This is a genomic window from Streptomyces verrucosisporus, from assembly GCF_017114865.1.
In the GTDB taxonomy this organism is placed as follows: domain Bacteria; phylum Actinomycetota; class Actinomycetes; order Streptomycetales; family Streptomycetaceae; genus Streptomyces; species Streptomyces fenghuangensis.
In genome coordinates, this window is record NZ_JADEYH010000003.1 from 83,469 (window position 1) to 98,440 (window position 14,972).

Consider the following 14,972-nt stretch of genomic DNA (forward strand, 5'->3'; position numbering starts at 1 on the left):
CCGCTCGCGGCGCCCCGTGACAGGCCGTCACGGGGCGCCCGGGCGGGCCGGATCGCAGGGTCCGCACGGTGCCCGGCATGCAAGTCCCGCCCAGGGGTACGCGGTTGGTTGAACGAGCCCTCAACCAGCCGGACGGAGGCGGTTCTTCATGGGCATGGCACTGACCATCGTACTGATCGCGGTGGGCGCGATCCTGACCTTCGGGGTGAACTGGGAGATCTCCGGGGTCAACCTCGATGTGATCGGCCTGATCCTCATGGCGGTCGGCTTCATCGGGCTGGCGTCCTACGTGGCCATCTTCAAGCGCCGCCGTGTGCAGCCGCCGAGCCCGGCGGCCCCGGTCGTCGAGGAGAACCACCGCCACCAGTGGCGCGCCTGACGCGGCGCCGGCGCGAAGGCACCGGCGGTAAGGCGTCCGCGGGACGTGTGCGCGGCCCGGGCCGGGAACGCCGGGCCGGGCCGCGCACACGTCCCGCGGACGCGCTCCGGCGCTACGCGTCGCCGTCCAGCCCCGCCAGCACCAGCGGCAGCCGGGAGGCGCCGTCCGCGGTGACGCGTACGGGCACGCCCCAGTCCTGCTGGTGGACGTGGCAGGCCGGATACTCGTTGGCCGGGTCGTCGTCGCAGGACGCGGCCATCGCCGAGACGTGCAGCACGCCCTCGGTCACGCCGTCGGCGAGCACCAGCTCCCGGCTCAGGTCGGTGCCCTGGCCCGCCCCGTCCGCCAGCAGCTCCGGCGGCGTGGAGCCGACCAGCAACCGGGTGGAGGGCCCGTAGCGGGTGTCCAGCTTCTGGCCGGGCGGGGCCTGGAAGACCACGTCCAGCCGGAGCGTCCCCGGCGCCACCCCGGTCGCCTCGCGCCGGGTGCGGTGGGCGACGGACTCGACCCGCACCGCCTCCTCGGGCAGCCGCAGCCGGGTCAGCCGGTGGCGGGCGGACTCCACGACCACGATGTCGTCCTCCGACAGGACGGCGTCGGACGGCTCGCGCAGATCCGTGGCCAGCGTGGTGACCTCGCCGCTCGCCGGGTCGTAGCGGCGCAGGGCGTGGTTGTAGGTGTCGCAGACGGCCACCGATCCGTCGGGCAGCGCGGTGACGCCCAGCGGGTGCTGGAGCAGGGCCTGGCCGGCCGCTCCGTCGCGGTGGCCGAAGTCGAACAGACCGGTGCCGACCGCCGTGCGCACCACGAACCCGCCGCCGTCCGCGGCGCCCTCGCCGCCGTCGCGCTCGACCCAGCGCAGCGCCGAGGTCTCGGAGTCGGCGATCCACAGCCGGTCCCCGGCCGCCGCGAGCCCGGACGGCTGCGCGAACCACGCCTGGCCGGCCGGGCCGTCCACCAGGCCCTCGTTGGTGGTGCCCGCCGCGACCGAGACCGTCCCCGCCTCCGGGTCGTACGCCCAGAGCTGGTGGACGCCCGCCATCGCGATCCACAGCCGCCCCTCCCACCAGGCCACGTCCCACGGCGAGGACAGGTCCACCTCGCGCGCCGGCCCGGCCGTCGGCGAGCCCTGCCACCACTGGCGGCCCGTGCCGGCGAGCGTGGTGACCTCGCCGGAGGCCGGATCCCAGGCCCGCAGCGCGTGGTTGACGGTGTCGGCGACGGCCACCTGGCCGTCCGGGAGCGGCGCCAGGCCCTGCGGCTCGTTGAACCGGGCCTTCTCCCCCGGCCCGTCGGCCAGCCCGCGCGTCCCCTCGCCGACACGCCGCACCACCGTCTCGCCGTCCGGCTCCAGCTCCACCAGCTGGTGCCGGGTGGTGTCGGTGACCAGCAGGTTGCCCGAGGGCAGGAGGAGCGCCTTGCCGGGGAAGCGCAGGTCGGTCGGCTCCGGCTCCGGCGGCACGTAGGGGCCGTCACCGCGCCGCAGGGTGCCCTTGGCCTCGTGCTCGGCCTCCAGCTCCGTCACCAGCTTCTCGATGGCGTGGACGTGGCCCTCGCCCGCGTGCTGGGCGACGACGTACCCCTCGGGGTCGATGACGACGAGGGTGGGCCAGGCGCGCACCGCGTACTGCTTCCAGGTCGCCAGCTCGGGGTCGTCCAGGACGGGGTGGTGCACCCCGTAGCGCTCGACGGCGTCGACGACGGCCCGGTGCTCGGCCTCGTGGACGAACTTGGGCGAGTGGACGCCGACGACCACCACGGTGTCGCCGTGGCGCTCCTCCAGCTCGCGCAGCTCGTCGATGACGTGCAGGCAGTTGACACAGCAGAAGGTCCAAAAATCTACCACCACTAGACGACCTCGGAGGTCAACCAGCGAGAGATCCTTCCCGCCAGTATTGATCCATCCGCCCTTGCCGATCAGTTCGGGGGCGCGGACACGCGCTCGCTTCGCCATCCGTCCATCGTGCCTGATGACGGGCGAGGCCTGGACGCCGGGCACTGCTGCCCGCTGGACGCGAGCAACACAAACGCCCCGACCAATGGGCCGGGGCGTCGTACCGGGCGGTCAGCGGGGCGTCAGGCGCCCTTACGGCATCCGTCGCACCAGTCGGCGGAACGCGGGAGCACCTTCCAAGCGTCGCGGTGCGTCCGGACCGCCGATCCACTGCCCGCGTGCGCGGAGATACTGCTTGGCGTGTCCGACGCGCGCTCCGAGGTTGCGGGATTCGTTCCGGGCGAGCTCAGCGAGCAGGGCGACGGTGATGCGGGCGCTGTCGTTCGAGGTGTCGAGCCCGTCCATGACGGATATGAGGCGGCCCCCGGCTTTGCCGATGGCGTCGAGCGCTGTCCCGACCTCGCCGATGCCCTTGCGCGACAGCCGGTCGAGCTTCCAGACGATGAGCGTTCCGACGACGCCGGACGTCACGGCGGCGAGGGCGGACCGGAAGCCCTGGCGTTCGACCTCCTTATAGCCGGAGATGCCTCGGTCGATGTGGACCTTGCGGACTTCCAGGCCGTTGCGTTCGGCCCAGGCGCGGCAGTCGATCTCCTGCCGTTCGATGGCGGTCTTCCCGTCGCGGTCGAGTGACAGGCGAAGGTACAGGTCAGCAAGCGTGTGATGGTGCATGGACGTCTTCCGAGTTCGTTACTCGATTATGGACGTCCGAAGTCGAGGACGGTGATGCGTCCCCGCAGGTAGGCGAGGGTCAGCTCCTTGCCGCCGGTGTTCAGCCAGCCCCCCTTGCCCACCAGCTCGGGGGCACGGACACGGGCACGGCGGCGGGGTTGTTCATGCCCTCCAGTGTGTCAAGGCCCCGCGCGCGTCCTCACGCGGCTCCCCGCGGCCCGCGCGGAGGGCGTCCAGCGACCAGCGGCCGGGGCCGAGGGCGGCTATGAGCAGGAAGGCCCAGCAGAACACCGCGGCGGACTCGCCGCCGTTCTCGATGGGGAGCAGGCCCTTGGGCTGGTGCACGGTGAAGTACGCGTAGGCCATCGAGCCGGAGCAGACCACCGCCGCGGTCCGGGTGAACAGGCCCGCCGCCACCAGGAGGCCGCCGGCGAGCTGGATGACCGCCGCCCACCAGGAGGGCCACTGGCCGATGTCCGGTACGCGGCCGCCGTGCGGGCCGCCGAGCACGTCGAAGAGGGTGGCCGCGCCGTGGCAGGCGAAGAGGAGGCCGACGACGGCACGGAAGAGCGCGACGACGTGGTCGCGGCTCCCGTCCAGGAGGACCGGGGGGGGGCGGCCGGGGCGGTGGGGGCGGTGGGGACGGTGGGGACGGTGGGGGGCTTCCTTCGCATGGTGTGCTCCTGGGGGTGGGGGTCCGCGAGCTTTCCGGACATGCGACGAGGTGTGACCGGGCGGTGCCAGACCGCAGGACATTGGTCTAGACCTAGCGCACCGTAGCCATGCGCCGATCGGTTGTCTAGACCACTCGCGAGTATCTCCCCCCGGAAACGGCCCGGCGGGTTTCAGCGCCATGGGCCCGCCCCGCCGACGGCGGCGGGCATGCCGGAGGCGGTCGTCCCCGCGGGGACGACCGCCTCCGGGACACGCACCGGGCGGAGTCCGTCGGCCCCCGCGGCTCCTCCCCCGGCAGGGCGGCGCTCCCGTCCCGCCGCCCCGTGTCGGAGCCGGTGGCGCGGACGCGGCCGGCCTCAGCTCGGCGGCCCCGCGGCCTTCGGCCGCCGGCGGGCGAACACGGCCAGCTTCAGCACCAGGAACCGCACCACGGTGACCACCACGCACGCGGCGGCCAGCACCAGGGCCTCGGCCGCGAGGGTGGGATCGTCCGCCACCTGCCGGAAGCCCAGGACCGCGCCCACCGTCAGCAGATAGCCGAACACGAAGAGCAGACCGGCGCCGACGTGGGCGCGGACCAGGCCCGTCGCGGACCCGCGGAAGGTCAGGCGCCGGTTGGCCTCGGTGTTGGCGAGGGTGAGGACCGTCTGCGCCACCAGGTTGGCCACCAGCGGCGGCCACCAGGTCCGCAGCAGCCAGTAGAGCAGGGCGTGTCCGGCCGTCGAGGCGATCCCGATCGCGATGAAGCAGCTCAGTTCCCAGGTCAGGGCGCCGCGTCCGCCCCGCTCGGCGACCACCGCGTCGGGGTGCTCGGCCTTCGGTCCGGGGCGCGGCGGCAGCTCGGCCACCGCCCCGCCGGCGGCCTTCAGCCGCGCCACGCGCCACAGACCACGGATGTCGCCGACCGCGGTGCCCACCAGGTTGACCCGGGTGTCGAGGTCCTCGACCCAGTCGACCGCCACCTCGTGCACCCGCAGACCGTTGTGGTCGGCCAGCAGCAGCAGCTCGGTGTCGAAGAAGAAGCCCTCGTCCCGGGTCAGCTCCAGCAGCGGCCTGAGCACCTCGGTCCGGGCCGCCTTGAAGCCGCACTGGCCGTCGCTGAACCGGACGCCGTGGGTGAGGCGTATGAGCGCGTTGTACGAGCGGGACACGAACTCGCGCCGCAGCCCGCGCAGGGTGCGGGCGCCCGGAGCGAGCCTGCTGCCGATCGCGAGGTCGGAGTGGCCGTTGGCCAGCGGGGCTATGAGGGGCAGCAGGCCGTCCAGGCCGGTGGACAGGTCGACGTCCATGTAGGCGACGATGTCGGCGTCGCTGGCGCCCCAGACGGTGCGCAGCGCCACCCCCTTCCCCTTGCGGTCGAGGTGGACCACCCCCACTCCCGGCAGCTCGTCGGCCAGTTCGCGGGCCACCTCCAGGGTGCGGTCGGTGCTGGCGTTGTCCGCGACGGTGATGCGCCACGGGTAGGGCAGCTCGTCGCGGAGCCGCGCGTGCAGGGTACGCAGGCAGCCGGGCAGGGCCCGCTCCTCGTTGTACACCGGGACGACGACCTCGACGGTGGCGGTGTCCCGGGCGGCGCGGGGGAAGCGGACGGACCTCTGGAAGGGGCCCGGTCGTAAGGCGGCCGGGCCGGAGGGGAAGGTTCCGGAGGGACCGGAAGGACCGGAAGGAGGGGCCCCGGGCGGGGCGGCCGGCCTGCCGGCGGTTCCGGCGGTGGTGCCGTGGGGTGTGTTCACCATCGCTCCTCGTGTGGGTGGAGTGGATGTGGCCCCGGTCGCGGACGGGCGGGAGGGCGGGCGCCGCTCGGCTCCCGCCCTCCCGTGGCCCCTGCGGGGGGTGTCCGGACCGGTGGCCCTGCGCCGTGTCCGTTCTCGTCAGGCTGTTCCGGCTCCCGCGCGCTCGTGGGCGGCGTCCCCGCCCCCGCCCGGCGGGTCCGGGAGGCGGCCGGGGCCGGCCCGGCGAGCGCCCCCGGCCGACGGCGCGGTGCCGTCCGCGACCGGTGGGATCCGCCTGAGCCACAGGGGCCCGAGGGTGAGCAGCGCCAGACCGGTCAGCGGGTACGCCGCGGCCACCACCTGCTCCCACGCCGCCAGGGCCATCGGGGCCGGTGGCGACTCCTGGATGCCGACGAGCATGAAGATCCGGACGGTGAAGACCGTGACCAGCACCGCCGTGGCGACGGCGACCGGCAGGGAGCGCGTCCGGTGGGCCCGTACGGCCAGCCAGACCAGCAGCGGGATCACGTAGACCCAGTGGTGCTCCCAGCTGACGGGCGAGACCAGCAGGCCGGTGACCGCGGTAGCCGAGAACCCCAGGAGATCGGAGCCGCGGCGGAACGCGAGGAGGGCCACGGCGATCCCCCACAGTCCGACCACCGCCATGACCAGCAGCCACCAGCTCGCGAACTGCTCGCTGGAGAGCACCCGCGCCATCGCGCCGGCCAGGGACTGGTTGGGGGTGTCGAAGACACCGCCCGCACGGGAGGAGTGGAGGACCAGGCCGCCCCAGTACCGCGCCGCGTCCCCCGGCAGGACCAGGAAGCCGATGGCCACGGTGACCAGGAAGGCGGCCAGTGCGTTACGGGCCGCGGCCCAGCGCCGGGTGACGAGCAGGTAGACGATGAAGATCAGTGGGGTGATCTTCAGACCCGCCGCGATGCCGATGCCGACACCCCGCAGGCGGTCGGACCGGCGGCTGAAGTCCAGCAGCACCAGCAACAGCAGGAACATGTTGATCTGGCCCGCGATGAGCTGGATCCGCACCGGGAGCAGGCAGGCGGCGAGGACGAGCCCGACGACGGTCAGCGCGGACCGGGTCCGGTCGTCGCGCACGCCCGCCATGCCCAGCGACAGCCACACCACGGCTCCGAGGGCCACCAGCGAGGCACTGTTCCACACCAGGGCGGCCGCGCCCGCCGGCAGGAACGACAGGGGGACGAAGAAGAGCAGCGCGGTCAGGGGCGGGTACAGGTAGGGCATCTCCCCGTACAGGGGGGAGATGATGACGAGGTCGTAGAGGGAGGCTCCCTCCCGGACGGTCTCGCCGCTGGCCAGGTAGACGGTCAGGTCGACCGTCCACCTCTGGCTCCAGTAGTCGTCGCGGGTGTAGATCCAGGACGCGGCCAGGGCCAGCGCCACCGAGACCGCGACGACCGCGGACCAGGTGAGCAGCGGGCGGCGGTCCCTGCGCCGTTTCGGGGACGTGGTGGGTCGGGGCATGTCGTCACCTCTCCGGTCTCCTCGGTCTCCGCCGCGCTCAGGCGGAGGCGTCCGAGCCGGCGGCGTCGGCGACCAGTGATCCCCTGGCCGTGGTGTCGCGGCTCTCGAACAGGCGCGGGTGCGCCTGGCGTATGCCGCCCACGACCAGGTCGTAGGGGACGTCGTCGAACTCCCCGTGCGAGCGGAGGAACTCCATGTGCCTGCGGCCGTCCTCGTCGTACGGGTGGTACATGCTGTCGCGGCGGCCGTCGAACTCCAGCGGCTTGATCTTGTACAGGCGGCACAGCAGTGCGTTGAACACCGGCGTCGTCCTCACCCACCTCCCGTCCAGCAGGAGCGTGGTGAGGCTGTGGAAGGTGAAGACCTTGCCGCCCATCAGCTCCTCCAGCTTCGGGGAGGCCAGGTGGTTGCGGACGTCGCCGTAGTAGAGGCGGCTGGGCACGCCGACCGCCCGCATGGCGGCCGCGTACACGATGGACTTGTGGACGCAGAAGCCCATTCCGCGTCCGATGACCGAACTGGCCCTCAGTCCCTCCCGGGATAGATCGGCCCCGTAGACCTCGTAGTGGATGCCGTCGCGGACCTCGTAGTAGAGGGCGCGGGCCCGCTCGATGTCGCTCATCCCCCGGCCCCCGTCGGGCAGGACCCGGTGGACGAACTCCTGTACGGCGTCGCTGTCGTGGTCGAGGAACTCGGTGGCCCTCAGCAGGTGGTCGGTGGCGGTCGGTGCGGTCATGGCGGGTGTCTCCTCACAGTCCGATCATGGTGGCGATGCGCTGGCGCTGGATCTCGGAGGTACCGGAGTAGATGGTTCCGGCGACCGCGTTGCGAAGGTCCTTCTCCAGGCCGTACTCGGTCGTGTAGCCGTAGCCGCCGAACACCTGGACGGCGGCGAGTGCGGTGCTGACGTTGCTCTCGCTGGTCACCAGCTTGCTGATGGCGATGTCGACGGTGGCGTTCTCGCCGGCGTGGAGCTTGTCCGCCGTGTCGTAGAGCCACTTGCGGGAGGTCTCGACGGCCATCGTCATCTCGACGATCTTGTTCGCGACCGACTGGTAGGAACCGATCGGCTGCCCGAACTGGGTGCGCGTACGGGCGTACTCCACGCAGCGCTCCAGCCGGTGCTGCATCTCCCCGAGGTTGATGACGAAGGAGCAGAGGATCTCCCACCTCATCACGTGGTCCAGGATCAGGAACCCGGCGCCGGGGGACCCCACGACGTTCGCCGCCGGGACACGGCAGTCGTCGAGGAACAGCTCGCTCAGCGGGGAGGTGCGCAGCCCCATCTTGGAGATGGGCCGGCCCACCGACAGGCCCGGTGTGCCGCTCTCGACCAGGAACGCGGTGAGCGCCGCCGGACTGCCCTTGCGGCCGGTGCGGGCATAGACGACGAACACGTCGGCCACCGGGCCGTTGGTCACGAACGCCTTGCTGCCGTTGAGCACGTACTCGTCACCGTCGCGCACCGCCGTGGTGCGCATCGACATGACGTCCGAGCCGCCCTCCGGTTCGGTGATGGCGTGGGCGCCGATCAGTGAACCGTCGCAGACCCGCGGCAGGAAGCGCCGCTTGAGCTCCGCCGAGCCGAAGCGCTGGACCGGGACACCGGTGCTGACCATGTGCGTCGAGGCGGAGAAGCTCAGACCGCCGTCCCGGCAGGTGTTCCCCAGGCCCTCCAGCACGTACATCGTGGTGGGCAGGGACTGGCCGAGACCGCCCCACTCCGTGCCGAAGGGCAGACCCAGCAGGCCCGTCTCCCGCAGCAGTCTCCACGCCCCGGCGGCGAACTCGCCGGCGGCGTCGCGCTCGACGTGCCCCTCGCCCAGCGCCGGGCCCAGCCGCTCGGCCGCCGCGCGCAACTCGCGCTGCTCGTCGTTCCACACCGTCACTGCACTCTCCTTCGTCGGTTCCGTCGGTTCCGCGGATTCCGCCGGTGCTCGCGGGGCGGGCCCGCGTTCACGCCGTGACGGCCGGTCCCGGGGCCGGCTCCGTGTCCGGCCCCGGGCTGCGGAGCCGGCGCAGCGCGTCGCGGTCCACCTTTCCGGTGGAGGTCACGGGCAGCGGTTCGTCCCCGATCTCGAACGCCCCGGGGATCGCGGTCCTGGGCAGCGCGGCCGCGCAGTGGACGCGCAGCCCGAGGCTGTTGAGCGACGAGCCCGGCGCTCGGCGCACCACGGCGTGCAGGACGTTGTCCCCGGCGGCGTCCGGCACCGCCAGGACGACGGCCTCGCCGACCTGGGGGTGGTCGAGGACGACCCTCTCGACCTCCGCGAGGTTGGTGCGCACCCCGCGGACCTTCACCTGGTGGTCGGCCCGGCCGGTCAGGAACACCAGTCCCCGCTCGTCGCGGCGCACCAGGTCGCCGGTGCGGAACCAGCCGTCGCGCCACCTGTCCCGGTCCGTCGTCCGGCCGAGGTAGCCGTGCGCCTGGAAGGGGGTGGACACCAGCAGCTCGCCGGAACCCGCGCCGGCCACCTCGTGGCCTTCGGCGTCCGCGATCCGCACGCCGACACCGTCGATGGGCCCGCCGATCGGCACCGCGCCGCCCGACCCGATCTCCTCGGGGGTGATGCGGTGCAGGAAGCTGTCGTTGGTCTCGGTGCAGCCGTACACGTTCCACAGCCGCGCGCCGGGGAACGCGGCGGCGATCCGCTCCAGCAGACCGGGCGGGGCGGCGTCCCCGGTGAGCAGCACGTCCCGCGCCTCGGGGAAGACCAGGCCGAGCGCGGCCGCCGCCTCGGTGACGTGCCGGAAGAACAACGGCACCGCCTGGAGCACGTGCGGTGCGCGGGTGGCGCACAGTTCCGCCAGGCGGGCGCCGTCCACCCCGTGGTCGGGGTCGACGAGTTCGGCGCAGCCGCCCGCCGCGAGCGTGGCCCACACGTCCAGCAGGCAGAGGTCGAAGTTGAGCGGGGCGTAGTTGAGCACGCGTGTTCCGGGGCCGATGCCGAAACGGTCCGCCGCCCAGTACATGAAGCGGTCGGCGCCCTGGGAGTCGAGTACCACCGTCTTGGGCGTACCGGTCGATCCGGAGGTGGTCAGCAGCAGGCCGGCCCCGGGCGGGACCTCCTCGCACTCCCCCCGCTCCCGCGCCGGGGCACCGGAGGGCCGCGCGACGAGGGCGGGGGCTCCGCCCGGTCCGGTTCCGCCGGCGCTCAGGACGTGCGTACAGCCCGCCCGTGCGCAGAGCGCGGCGAGCGCCCGCGCGCCCAGCCCGGCGGAGGGCAGCAGGACCCGCCGTCCGGCCCGGAAGCAGGCGATGAGGAGCGCGATGGTCTCCGGGGACTTCCGCGCGGGCACGCACACCGGCGCGCCGTCGGCGATGCGCAGTGCCGTGAGCTCCGCGTGGGCCGTGTCGGCCCACGCGGCCAGCTCGGCGTACCGCAGTACGCGGCCGTGCCAGGACAGGGCCGGGGCGTCCGGCCGGGTCCGTGCCTGTTCGGCGAGGAGTTCCGTGAACGATCGGGACGGCATGGGGACTCTCCCTTCACGTCGGACGGGCGTGGTGTAGCGGCCCGGACGGGCCGGTGGTGCCGGCCCGTCCGGGCGGGCCCGGTCGGGGGTTCGGGACGCCGGCTCACACCGCGGCGGCCGGGCGGCGGCCCAGGAGCCGGCCGCCGCCCGGCACACCGGCGCCCAGACCGGTCAGGTCGAGCAGCTTCCACAGGCACGCCTGGTTGGAGGTCACCACCGGTACGCCGAGCGCGTCCTCCAGCGGTTCGACCGCCTCGAAGGAACGGAACCCGCTGCCCGGTATCAGCACACCGTCGGCGTCCGCCGGGAACCTCCGGGCGACCTGGCGGCACACCTCGTCGGGGCGCACCTCCCAGCGGCCCCCGCGGTCGAACAACTGGTGGCGGCGGATCTCGCTCCACTCGTCGTCGAGCTGGTACTGGACCAGGTCGGCGGCGCCCCTGCCGGCCTCCTCCAGATAGCCGCGCGCGGCGACGAAGGTCGGCGCGGTGAACCACGGCGGGACCACGAGCAGCGGTCGCTCCACACCGGTCTCGGCGAGAGCTCCCAGGATCGCCTGGCCCGCGGTGTACACCTCGGTGCCGCCCGCCACCTCGCGGGCCGCGGCGGTGAAGCCCTCGTCGAACCCGGCGCCGCCGAAGAAGCTGGCCGAGCCGAAGCACAGGCAGATCGCGGACAGGTCCATCCGGCCGAGCTGGTGCAGCCCGCGCCGGACGTCCGGCGCGTCCAGCATCTCCTGCCAGGGGGTGCCGGTGTACTCGGCGCCGTTGCTGGTCGGACTCTCGAACCGGGCCGCGTGGACGGTGACGCCGGCCGGCGCCATGGCCCACAGTTCGGCCTCCACCACGGGGTCGTTGTGGATTACCAGGACCCCCAGCTGCGCCACCCAGGAGTGCCGTCTCATGACAGCCTCTCCTCCTGGCGGGGGCCGGTCCCGGCCTCCGTGCCGCCGGCGGTCTCCGGTCCGGGCCGGGCCGCGGCGGTGCGCACCAGGCCGAACCAGGCCAGTGCGGCGCCGAGGAGGGCGGCCACCGCCGTGGCGACGAACGCCCGGCCGAAGTCGTCCTGTCCGGGGTCGGTGCCGAGCACCAGGACCAGGACGGCGATGCCGAGCGCACCGCTCATGTACTGGGCGGTCGTCATCATCGCGCCCGCCACGCCCTGGTTGCGGTCCTCGACGTCGGCCGTGCCCGCGATGAACATCACCACGTAGGTGACGCCGTGCGCGAAGCCCGTGACCAGCAGCCCCGGCAGCAGGTCGGCCACATAGCTGTCCCCCCTGACCTGGAACGCGAGCATCAGCAGGCCCGCGGCGTCGGCGAGGAAGGCCAGTGTGAGGGTGAGCCGGACCCCCAGCGCGTCCACCAGGCGGGCCGCCACCGAGTTCGCCACGGTGATGGCCACGGCCATGGGGAGGAACGCCAGCCCGGCGGAGAGCGGACCGTAGCCGCGCAGCTCCTGCAGCAGCAGTGTCACCACGAAGAACATGTTCCCGACGCTGGCCATGTAGAGCGCCGTCGAACCGCAGCCCACCAGCAGGGAGCGGGTGCGCCGGACCATCGGGTCCACCAGCGGCCGTTCGCTGGTCCGCTCCCGCAGCACGAACAGGGCCAGCAGCACGGCGGCCGTCCCGAGGGCGGCGAGGGTGCTCCAGTGGGACCAGCCCCGGCTGGACGCCTGGGTGAGTCCGAGTGCCGCGAGGAGGACCGTGCCGGTGCACAGCACCCCGTTGGGCACGTTGAGGGTGGTGTCGCGGCGGGGCGCCGCCGTCTCCTTCGGCAGCAGACGGGGCGCGCCCAGGATGCACAGCAGCGCGATGGGCAGGTTGATCAGGAAGATCCAGCGCCAGGAGACGGTGGTCAGCAGGCCGCCCGTCATCACGCCGGCCGCCAGGCCGGACGCGCCGACGGTCCCCCAGACCGACAGCGCCCGGTTGCGTGCCGGGCCCGCCTCGAAGGAAGTGTTGATCAGCGCGATGACGGCCGGCTGGAGCATGGCCGCGGCGACGCCCTGGAAGCCGCGGGCGACCAGCAGGACGGCCGTGTCGGAGGCGAGTCCTCCGGCCAGTGAGGAGACGCCGAACAGCAGCATCGCCGCGATGTACAGGTTGCGGGGGCCGAAGCGGTCCGACGCCCGTCCGCCGACGATGAGGAATCCGGCGAAGAACACGGCGTAGCCGCTGACGACCCACTGGACCGAGCTCTCGGTCAGGCCGAACTCGTTGCCGACGCTCGGCAACGCGATGTAGACGATGGAGTAGTCGAGGGCGAGCAGGAACTGCGCCACGGCGAGGATCGCCAGTGCGGCGCGGGTCGCGCCGCGGGACGCGGCGCCGGTGGTGCCTGTCGGAGACATGGGGATCATCCTTGGTCGGAGCCGAGTGGAAGGGGGGCGGGGGCCGTGGCCGCCGAGAGCGCCGCGCGCAGTTCGCCGACCGAGCCGGACACCGACAGCGCACCGGCGTCCATGAGCTGAGGCCGGGTGGCGACCCCGAACCCGACACCGAGGGCCTCCATGCCGGCGCCGCGCGCCATGCGCATGTCGTCCACCGCGTCGCCGACGACCAGGCAGCTTCCGGCCGGCACGCCCAGCTCGCCGCAGGCGAGCAGCGCGAGGTCCGGGGCGGGCTTGCCCCGCGGGGCCATGCCGTGGCACGAGAGGGTGTCGAACGAGTCCAGCAGTCCGGCCGCCTCCAGCAGTTCGACCGCGCTGCGCCGGACCTTGCTGGTGACGACGGCCAGCGGCAGACCGCGGCCGCGCAGTTCGGCGAGCATCTCCGGCACCCCGGGGAAGACCAGGTCGGCCGCGCTCGGGATCACCGTCTCGGTGAACAGCCGCCGGGCACGCTCCACGGCGCGTGCCACCTCCTCGTGCTCCCCGGGGAGCTCCAGGAGGGCGGCGAACGAGGCCGCCAGGGGGCGTCCGACCGTGGCGCGCAACCGCTCCCGGTCCACTTCCCGGCCCGTCTCCCGCACCACCGTGTCCAGCACCGACGCCATACCGCCGGGGGTGTCGACCAGGGTGCCGTCGACGTCGAAGAGCACCGCTGTGCACGGGCCGCTCACGCGGCGCCCACCGGGGCCCCGTCGCGGCTCATGGCGACGGCCACCTCGGCCGCGAGCGCGCAGGTGGACAGCAGTACGGAGCGGTTGGCCTCCGCGGTGCGGCCCTTGGTCGCGGCCGACACCGCGCCCAGGATGCGCGGTGTCATCGCCGGACCGCTGACGCCCTCGCGCTCGGCCTCGGCCTGCTTCTCCCGGATCAGCGCGTAGATGTGCTCCGAGGGCAGCGCGTCCTGCTCGGCGATCGGGTGGGTGACGACGAATCCGCCGCGGTTCCCGGCCGCCCAGTGCAGGCGGACGGAGGCCGCGAGCTCCTCCATGTCGTCCGTGCGGCGCGGGTTGGGCCGCCCGCTGGACACGCAGTAGTAGGCGGGGAAGTCGTCGCAGCGATAGCCGACCACCGGGACGCCCTGGGTCTCCAGGTACTCCAGTGTCAGCGCCGGGTCCAGTACGGTCTTCGCCCCCGCGCACACGGTGGCGACCCGGTGCCGGGTGAACTCGATCAGGTCGGCCGACACGTCGAAGCTGTGCTGCGCGCCGAAGTGCACCCCGCCGATGCCGGCGACCGCGAAGACCTCGATGCCCGCCCGGGCGGCGGCCACCAGCCCGGCGGAGACGGTCGTGCCTCCGGGCTTCCGGGAGGCGAGGGCGGGACCGATGTCCCGGGTGCTGACCTTGGGCAGGTCCGGCGTGGTGGCGAACCGCTCCACCATCGAGTCGGACATGCCGATCACGAAACGCCCGTCGAGGAGGCCGATGCGGGCGGGCACCGCGCCGCCCGCCCGGATGGCCTTGTGCATGTCGAGCGCGGTCTCCAGGTTCATCGGGTAGGGCAGACCGTGGGCCACCCCCGAGGACTCCATCGCGACCACCGGCAGCCCCGACGCCACCGCGTCGGCCACCTCGTCCGATATCGAGAACAGTTCGGTCCGGTCGTGTGCGGACATCGGTCCTTCCTCCTTGCTCCGGCCCGCGGTCGGGCGCTGGGGTGGGAAGCGGTGACGAGCTGTCACGGTGGGCCCGGCCGGCGCGCCCGGGGGAGGGGGGATCGGGTGCGCCGGCCGGCGTCGGGTGCCCCGCGCCCGTGGGGGACGCGGGTCACCGGATCGGTGGCACCGGCTCAGTAGTGGGAGTACTCGGCGGCGTCGAAGCTGTGCCGCTCGTCACCTTGCAGCGGCGGGTTGAAGACACTGACGAGCTCCATGTCCTGGTCGGGCGCGGCGATCAGGAAGTGCTTGTCGTGCTTGTCGAGCGCGTAGAGGACCCCGGGCTCGATCTCGTGCACCGAGCCCTCCTCGGTGACCACCTGGCCGCGGCCGGCGATGCAGTAGCAGGCCTCCAGGTGCCTCCTGTAGTGCAGGGGCGACTTCGAGCCGGCCTTCACGACCGTGTGGGCCACCGTGAAGCCCATCCGGTCCCTCTCGACGAGGAACCGGTAGCTCAGGCCGTTGCCCCAGTCGACGCCCTCGACCTCTTCTTTTCCGCGAACGATCATCTTCTCCTCCTCTTGTGGCCCCGAACGGGACTGACCGCCGTGCCGG

14 protein-coding genes are annotated in these 14,972 nt (G+C 73.2%); 1 reads left to right on the forward strand and 13 read right to left on the reverse strand.

What is annotated here, in order from left to right; translation table 11 throughout:
• Nucleotides 1-148: 148 nt before the first annotated feature.
• Nucleotides 149-379: a DUF6458 family protein gene (locus IQ279_RS06085; protein WP_206347287.1), complete on the forward strand. Its 231-nt coding sequence runs from the start codon at nt 149-151 to the stop codon at nt 377-379.
• Between the two features lie 112 nt (nt 380-491).
• Here the strand turns inward: IQ279_RS06085 and IQ279_RS06090 are convergent, their stop codons facing one another.
• The 13 genes from IQ279_RS06090 to IQ279_RS06150 all read right to left on the reverse strand — a co-directional run bounded on the left by IQ279_RS06090 (nt 492) and on the right by IQ279_RS06150 (nt 14,926).
• The gene (locus IQ279_RS06090; RefSeq protein ID WP_206347288.1) at nt 492-2,333 is read right to left on the reverse strand and encodes an NHL domain-containing thioredoxin family protein; all 1,842 of its coding nucleotides are present in this window, start codon (nt 2,331-2,333) and stop codon (nt 492-494) included.
• 132 nt (nt 2,334-2,465) lie between these two features.
• Nucleotides 2,466-3,005 carry a recombinase family protein gene (locus IQ279_RS06095; protein WP_206347289.1) on the reverse strand — a complete coding sequence of 180 codons (540 nt, stop codon included), beginning with the start codon at nt 3,003-3,005 and terminating at the stop codon, nt 2,466-2,468.
• Between the two features lie 162 nt (nt 3,006-3,167).
• On the reverse strand, nt 3,168-3,605 hold the full coding sequence (locus IQ279_RS06100; RefSeq protein ID WP_241027715.1) for a DoxX family protein: 438 nt from the start codon (nt 3,603-3,605) through the stop codon (nt 3,168-3,170).
• A gap of 431 nt (nt 3,606-4,036) precedes the next feature.
• On the reverse strand, nt 4,037-5,416 hold the full coding sequence (locus IQ279_RS06105; protein ID WP_206347291.1) for a bifunctional glycosyltransferase family 2/GtrA family protein: 1,380 nt from the start codon (nt 5,414-5,416) through the stop codon (nt 4,037-4,039).
• A gap of 135 nt (nt 5,417-5,551) precedes the next feature.
• Nucleotides 5,552-6,895, reverse strand: a complete 1,344-nt coding sequence (locus IQ279_RS06110; protein ID WP_206347292.1) for a glycosyltransferase 87 family protein — start codon at nt 6,893-6,895, stop codon at nt 5,552-5,554.
• Nucleotides 6,896-6,932: 37 nt separating this feature from the next.
• Nucleotides 6,933-7,631: a transglutaminase-like domain-containing protein gene (locus IQ279_RS06115; protein ID WP_206347293.1), complete on the reverse strand. Its 699-nt coding sequence runs from the start codon at nt 7,629-7,631 to the stop codon at nt 6,933-6,935.
• A 13-nt stretch (nt 7,632-7,644) separates the two neighbouring features.
• On the reverse strand, nt 7,645-8,784 hold the full coding sequence (locus IQ279_RS06120; protein WP_206347294.1) for an acyl-CoA dehydrogenase family protein: 1,140 nt from the start codon (nt 8,782-8,784) through the stop codon (nt 7,645-7,647).
• A gap of 67 nt (nt 8,785-8,851) precedes the next feature.
• Entirely contained in the window at nt 8,852-10,369 is a 1,518-nt protein-coding gene (locus tag IQ279_RS06125) for an AMP-binding protein (protein ID WP_206347295.1), read from the reverse strand.
• A gap of 103 nt (nt 10,370-10,472) precedes the next feature.
• The gene (locus IQ279_RS28460) at nt 10,473-11,273 is read right to left on the reverse strand and encodes a maleate cis-trans isomerase family protein (RefSeq protein ID WP_206347296.1); all 801 of its coding nucleotides are present in this window, start codon (nt 11,271-11,273) and stop codon (nt 10,473-10,475) included.
• Entirely contained in the window at nt 11,270-12,724 is a 1,455-nt protein-coding gene (locus tag IQ279_RS06135) for an MFS transporter (protein WP_206347297.1), read from the reverse strand. The genes IQ279_RS28460 and IQ279_RS06135 overlap by 4 nt, the downstream gene beginning before the upstream one ends.
• Nucleotides 12,725-12,729: 5 nt before the next feature.
• Complete coding sequence (locus IQ279_RS06140; RefSeq protein ID WP_206347298.1) at nt 12,730-13,434, reverse strand: HAD family hydrolase; 705 nt, start codon at nt 13,432-13,434, stop codon at nt 12,730-12,732.
• On the reverse strand, nt 13,431-14,378 hold the full coding sequence (locus IQ279_RS06145; protein ID WP_206347299.1) for a pseudouridine-5'-phosphate glycosidase: 948 nt from the start codon (nt 14,376-14,378) through the stop codon (nt 13,431-13,433). Before IQ279_RS06145 ends, IQ279_RS06140 begins: the two co-directional genes overlap by 4 nt.
• A 173-nt stretch (nt 14,379-14,551) precedes the next feature.
• Nucleotides 14,552-14,926 (reverse strand): ectoine synthase, encoded by a 375-nt coding sequence (locus IQ279_RS06150; protein ID WP_206347300.1) that lies wholly within the window; start codon nt 14,924-14,926, stop codon nt 14,552-14,554.
• Nucleotides 14,927-14,972 lie beyond the last annotated feature (46 nt).